The organism is Micromonospora sp. URMC 105, from assembly GCF_051386295.1.
GTDB lineage: Bacteria > Actinomycetota > Actinomycetes > Mycobacteriales > Micromonosporaceae > Micromonospora.
The window spans coordinates 22736-28735 of sequence record NZ_JBPQTL010000072.1 but is presented as its reverse complement, the minus strand read 5'-3'; the positions used below and the strand labels follow the sequence as shown (position 1 = coordinate 28735).

The window sequence follows — 6000 nt, the reverse complement described above, 5'->3', positions numbered from 1 at the left end:
GCCGGCCGAGGCGAGCGGGGTCTGCTCGACCGCAAGCGGCTGGCGCGCCCGGGGCAGCGAGTTGTCCCGGCCCCGATGGGCGGGCAGCACCACGGTCGAGTTCGGCAGCGTCACCTGGGCGACCGTGCCGCCCTCGAGGTTGCGCCGCAGCTCCACCCGGATGCCGTACCGGGAGGCGAGCCGGCTCACCACGGCCAGACCCATCAGCCGGAACGCGGCCACGTCGACGCTCGGCGGCGCGGCCAGCCGGCGGTTGAGCGAGTCGAGCTGCTCCTCGGTGAGGCCCAGGCCCCGGTCCTCGATCTGGATCAGCACGTAGTCGCGGATGCGGCGGCCGTCGGCCACCACGGTGGTGGTCGGCGGCGAGAAGCGGGTGGCGTTGTCGAGCAGCTCGGCGACGAGCCGGACCACGTCGTTGACGGCGTGGGCGGCGACCGAGATGTCGGTGTCGACGGTGCCGAACTCGATGCGGTTGTAGAGCTCGACCTCGGACTGGGCGGCCCGCAGCACGTCGACCAGGAGCGCGTCGTCACGGCGGGGCACCGCCGAGTCCGCGCCGGCCAGGACGAGCAGGTTCTCGTCGTTGCGGCGCATCCGGGTGGCCAGGTGGTCGAGCTCGAAGAGCTGGGCGAGGCGCTTGGGGTCCTCCTCGCTGCGCTCGATCGCGTCCAGCTCGCCGATCATCCGGTCGACCAGCGTCTGGCTGCGCCGGGCCAGGTTGAGGAACATCGCCGAGACGCTGGTCCGCAGGGCGGCCTGTTCGGCGGCGACCCGCACGGCCTCCTTGTGCACGACGTTGAAGGCCAGGGCCACCTGGCCGACCTCGTCGCGGCTGCGCAGCCGGATCGGGTCGCGGACCTGGCGGACGATCTCCTCCACGCCGCCCTCACCGACGCTGCCCATGTTCTGCAGCCGCCGCACCGCGTCCGGCAGGTCGTGGTTGGCCACCGACAGGGCGCCCTCCCGCAGCCGCCGCAGCGAGTGGTTGAGCGAGCGGGCCAGCACCACGGCGAGCGAGACGGCGATGATCAGGGTGAGCAGCACCAGCACCGACTCGATGACGGCCTGCCGGATGACGTCGCTGCGGGCCTGCTCGGCGCGGCTCAACAGGCGGTCCTGGAGCTGGATCTCGGCCCACCGCATCAGGTCGTTGACCGAGCCGATCGAGGCGCTGGCGTCGACGGCGCCGACCAGCGGCTGCTGCCCCACCGAGCGGGTGATGTCGTTGGACACCCGGTCGGCGAGCCCGACCGCGTCGCCGGAGACCGTGCGCTCGACCAGGGCTCGCTGCTCGGGGTCGGCGGCCAGGGAAAAGGCGACCAGCGCCTCCTGCTGGCTGGTCAGCGTGGTGACGAAGGCGGAGAACTGCTCCTCGTCGATCCGGCCGGCGCTGAGCGCGGTGTAGGCGACCGCCTCCTCCTCGGCGACGGCCGCCTTGGCCCGGCCGAAGGCGGCCACCGCGCGGCGGGCGTCGGCCAGGCTCTCCTGGCCGGGGAGCTGGGCCAGGGTGTCGCCGTACGAGACGAGGTCGGTCAGGACGATGCCGTAGCGCAGGGTGGCCTCGGCCACCGGCATCTGCCGGCGGTCGAGCACCTCCTGGCGGGTGCCGTTGAGGGTCTCCAGGTGGCCGTCGATGACCTTGAGCCGGTCCCGGACGGCCGCCGGGACCTCGCCGATCCTGCCCCGCTCGGTGCGGTACTCGGCGATCCGCTGGTCGGTGGCCCGGACCCGCAGGTTGTAGTCGTCGGGGCGCTGCTGCGGCGTGGCCAGGTACCAGGCCGCCGCCATCCGCTCCTTGTGCAGGTCCTGGGTGAGCGCGGAGACGTCGACCGAGAGCGCGGTCAGCGACCGGATCCGGGTGGCGTCGTACGCGCCCTCGCCGGTGGAGATGAGTCGGATAGTTGCCAGAGCGATGACGGCCGCGACCGGGACCACCAGAATGAGGGCGAGTTTGGAGCGGATCCGCGCGTCCCGGAGTCGGGGCAGCCGCCCTCGGCGATCGTGGTGACCGGCGTCGCCGATTTCGGGCAGGGTCGTCGGTCCGGTGCTCACGACATCGCCTCCGTCGTTTCTTCCACGCCTGACCCGCCGACCCGTGCCTGGTGCAGCGGAGAGCGCCACGCGCGGCACGGCCGCGATTTCATCAGAGATGATCGCGTTTGGGAAGCCGCGGTGCGGCAGGAAACGGTCAACCGGCGACCCTGTCACCTTTTGAGCTCATTCTTGCCCACGCTCTGAACAGGCATTGTCACTCCAGAGTGGCCGATCGCCTCTCGGGAGTGAGCATCCGTAAACATCTGATGACCCCAACATGTGGGAAAGCCGTCCCGAAACCACTCCGAGTTCCCGCGCTTGACCGCGGGGCCCGGCGTTGGCAAGGTTTTGCAGGCTTCGCGCACACCGTACGGCAGAGAACCCCGTTTCTCCACTGAGGACGGACTAGCGGCGGTGACCGGGCAGCGCCCGCGCCGCACCTGGAGGACTGAGTTGAGCCCCATCCGCTCCGCGACCATCGTGGCGCTCGCATCGGCCGTACTGGCCACCACGCTCACCGGCTGTTCGTTCGGAACGGGGCAGGAGGACACCAGCCCCATCGTCATCGCCGCGGACCTCGAACTCTCCGGCGCGGCGGCCGGAGTCGGCAAGGCGTACCAGCGCGCGCTGGGACTGAAGATCGAGCAGCTGAACAACTCCGGCGCCCTGGGCAGCCGGAAGATCCGGCTCGAGGTGAAGGACAACCGTTCCGACGCCAGTGAGTCATTGCGGAACATCACCGACTTCAGCGGCAATTCCAAGGTCAGCGCGATCATCATGGGCGGTTGCAACGAATGCGCGGTCGGTGCCGTCCGCACCATCAACGAGAAGAAGATCCCCACCATCGCGCTCGCCCCGTCCAGCGCGATCTCCAACCCGGTCGCCGAGCGGCGGTACGTCTTCAAACTGGCCCCGAACGCCGCCGACAGCGCCGGGGCGCTCACCACGGAGCTGCGCCGGAAGGGCATCCGTAAGGTCGCCGTGCTGCACAGCGACGACGACTACGGCCGGGAGGGCCTGACCGCGCTGCGCGGCGAGTTCGACAAGGCCAAAATCCGGCTGGTCCGCAACGAGGCGGTCCGCGCCACCGACACCGACGTCAGCCAGCCGATCCGCCTGCTCACCTCCGGCGGGGCGCAGGCGCTGCTGCTCTGGACCCCGCCGGAGCAGGCCTCGCTCGCCGCGACCAGCGCGCAGGAGGCGGGCTTCTCCGGGTCGCTCTTCCTCGACGCGGCCGCCGCCGGCGACCTCTTCCTGGGCAACGCGGCCCGGCCCGCCGAGCGGGCCACCCTGGTCTTCACCCAGACCATGGTGATCGACGACGTGATCGCCACCACCCCGGCGAAGGCGGCCCGCCGCCAGTGGTTCCAGGACTACACCGCCCGGTTCGGCGGCTACAACGGCTTCTCCTCCTTCGCCGCCGACGCGGTCCAGCTGATCGCCGACGCCGCGCTGCGGGCCGGCGGCCCGGCCGACCGGGTCAACCGGGACGGCATCCGGGACGTGCTGGAGACCTCGCAGATGGACGGGCTCTCCGGACCGATCCGGATGACGCCGGACAACCACTCCGGGCTGATGCCCCAGGCGCTGACGACGCTGGTCGCCCGGGGTGGACGCTGGCGGCTGGCCGGGTAGTGGTGGGGTGTGGCCCCACCGTCCCCGGCTTCGGGCGGTCAGGCTTGATCCCTGCGCCGGGGACGGTGGGGCCACACCGCTTGGCGATCTTGCGGGTGGACGGTCGACGTCGGGTTGACGGTCAGCGGGCGCTGGTGGTGGCCCGCACCCAGGGCAGGGCGAGGCGCTCGACCAGGGAGAGCGCGGCGTAGAGCAGGATGCTCATCGCGGCGATCAGCACGATCGCCGCCCAGGCCGTCGCGGTGTCCCCGATGCCGTTGTACTGCAGGATCTGGTAACCGAGCCCCGGCTTGTCGGAGTAGAACTCGCCGATCACCGCGCCGATGGCGGCCAGCGGCATCGCCACCTTCAGCCCGACGAAGATCTGCGGCAGCGCGGCCGGGAAGCGCACCTTGCGGAACGACTGCCACCACGAGGCGTTCAGCGACCGGGCCAGCTCGGCCAGATCCGCCGGGGTGGTGGTGAGCCCGGTCGCGGTGGAGAGCACGATCGGGAAGAAGCAGAGCAGGAAGACCATGGTCAGGATCGGCTTCTCGCCCCAGCCGACCGAGACCACCAGCAGCGGCCCCAGGGCGATCTTCGGCACCGCGTTCACCGCCACCAGCAGCGGCGCGAACATCCGCTCGGCCCGCCGGGAGGCGGCCAGGGCCATCCCGATCAGCACCCCGGCGGCGGCGGAGAGCACGAAGCCGAGCAGCGTCATCAGCGTGGTGATCCCCAGCGCCGGCAACAGCACGTCGGCCGCCGCGGTCAGCGCCGCCCACACGTCCTGCGGCGGCGGCAGGGACGCCGGGTGGACCAGCTTCAGCCCCGAGGTGACCAGCCACCAGACGGTCACCGCGATCAGCAGGCCGAGCAGCGGCAGTCCGACGGTCCCCGGGCGTACCCCCGGGCGGGCCGACGCCACGACGGCCGGTGGCGTGGTCGGGGTCGGCACCCCGGGCGCGTCGGTCGCGGCGCCCGCGGTGACGTCGCGCTCCGCCTCCCCCGCTCCCGAGCGGGTACGGCTCTGCGTCACGTGTCCCATCCTCTCCTGCCGGCGAGGGGCCGGCACGGCCACGGGGGCACGGCCACCGGTCTCCCCGGTGACCGCACCCCCGTGGCACGGTCGGTGCCGATCAGGCCTTCGGCGTCAGGCTGAAGTCGATGATCTGGTCCGGGGTGATGTTCTGCTTGAGGGCGCCCGCGCCCTGCAGCAGGGCGATGCTCTTGGCGACCCGCTCGTTGTCCAGGGTGCCGATGGCGGTGCCGGAGTTGCTGGACCGGACGTACCCGGCCATCAGCTGGAGCTCGGCGGCGGCCGCGGCCGGGTTGGTCGCGTCGACGTTCTTCTTCAGCAGCTCGGCGGCCTCCTGCGGGTTGGCCAGGGCGTACTCCAGGCCCTTGAGCAGCGCCGCGGTGAAGCGCTTGACCGTCTCCGGCTTCTCCTTGGCCAGCTTGGTCGAGGTGATCAGGGCGTTGCCGTAGAGGTCCTGCATGACCTCGCTGTACGGCAGGACGACCGGCTTCTTCTTGGTCACCGCCTCGACGGTGGGCTGACCGACCACGAACTGGCCGATGCCGTCGACGGTGCCGGAGGCCAGCGTGCCCATCAGGGTCTGCGCCTCACCGTTGACCCAGGTCACCTTGCTGGCGTCCACACCGGCGAGCCGGGCGTACGTCGGGAAGAGCTGACGAACCACGGAGGTGGGGGTGTCGGCGAGCTTCTTGCCCTCCAGGTCCTTCGGCGTGGCGATGTTCTTGCCCTCGACGGTGACCACGGCGGCCATCGTGCGCTGCTGGATCGCCGCCACCGCCACGAAGTCCTTGGCGGCGCCGTTGCCGAGCTGGAGCAGGCCACCGGTCAGGTCGATCGGGCCGAAGTCGGCCTGGCCACCGACGATGGTCTGGATGACCGAACCGGTGCCCTGGCCCGGCTTGATCTCCACGTCGAAGCCGGCCTCCTTGAAGAAGCCCTTCTCCTTCGCCACCCAGGCGTACGAGTCACGGCCGAAGTTGCCGAACGAGGTGAGGTAGGTCACCTTCTCCAGCGCCTTGCCGTCACCGCCCTTGGCGTCGGAGTCGTCCGAGCCGCTGCTGCACGCCGAGACCAGGGCGAGAGCGGTGGCCAGGGCGGCCGCGGCGACCGTACGGGTCAGCCTTCTCATCAGTGCACCATGTCCTTTCCGACCGGGTCATGCCACCCGGAGGGGTTGTCGTTCCAGCGGTGCCGACATAGAGGGGGGACGCCGGCGCCACCGTCGTGAAGGGACTCTTCGCGGGCACAGCGTACGAGAGACCCACCGTCACGACACCAGCCACACCGGGTTGCGGAACGGAAACAACTGGGAG

Annotated in this window: 4 protein-coding genes; 1 reads left to right on the top strand and 3 read right to left on the bottom strand. The window is 71.1% G+C overall.

Annotated features, from left to right (window positions below):
* A partial coding sequence (locus ACSNN7_RS21010) for a nitrate- and nitrite sensing domain-containing protein (RefSeq protein WP_436682648.1) occupies positions 1-2052 on the bottom strand: 2052 nt, incomplete at its 3' end.
* 435 nt (positions 2053-2487) lie between these two features.
* Between ACSNN7_RS21010 and ACSNN7_RS21005 the strand changes: the two genes are divergently transcribed.
* Positions 2488-3669 (top strand): ABC transporter substrate-binding protein, encoded by a 1182-nt coding sequence (locus ACSNN7_RS21005; RefSeq protein ID WP_436682647.1) that lies wholly within the window; start codon positions 2488-2490, stop codon positions 3667-3669.
* Positions 3670-3790: 121 nt separating this feature from the next.
* On the opposite strand, the gene ACSNN7_RS21000 is transcribed toward ACSNN7_RS21005, so the two are convergent.
* A complete protein-coding gene (locus tag ACSNN7_RS21000) occupies positions 3791-4687 on the bottom strand; it encodes an ABC transporter permease (protein ID WP_436682646.1) in 897 nt (298 codons plus the stop codon).
* A 100-nt stretch (positions 4688-4787) separates the two neighbouring features.
* Positions 4788-5816, bottom strand: a complete 1029-nt coding sequence (locus tag ACSNN7_RS20995; RefSeq protein WP_436682645.1) for an ABC transporter substrate-binding protein — start codon at positions 5814-5816, stop codon at positions 4788-4790.
* Positions 5817-6000 lie beyond the last annotated feature (184 nt).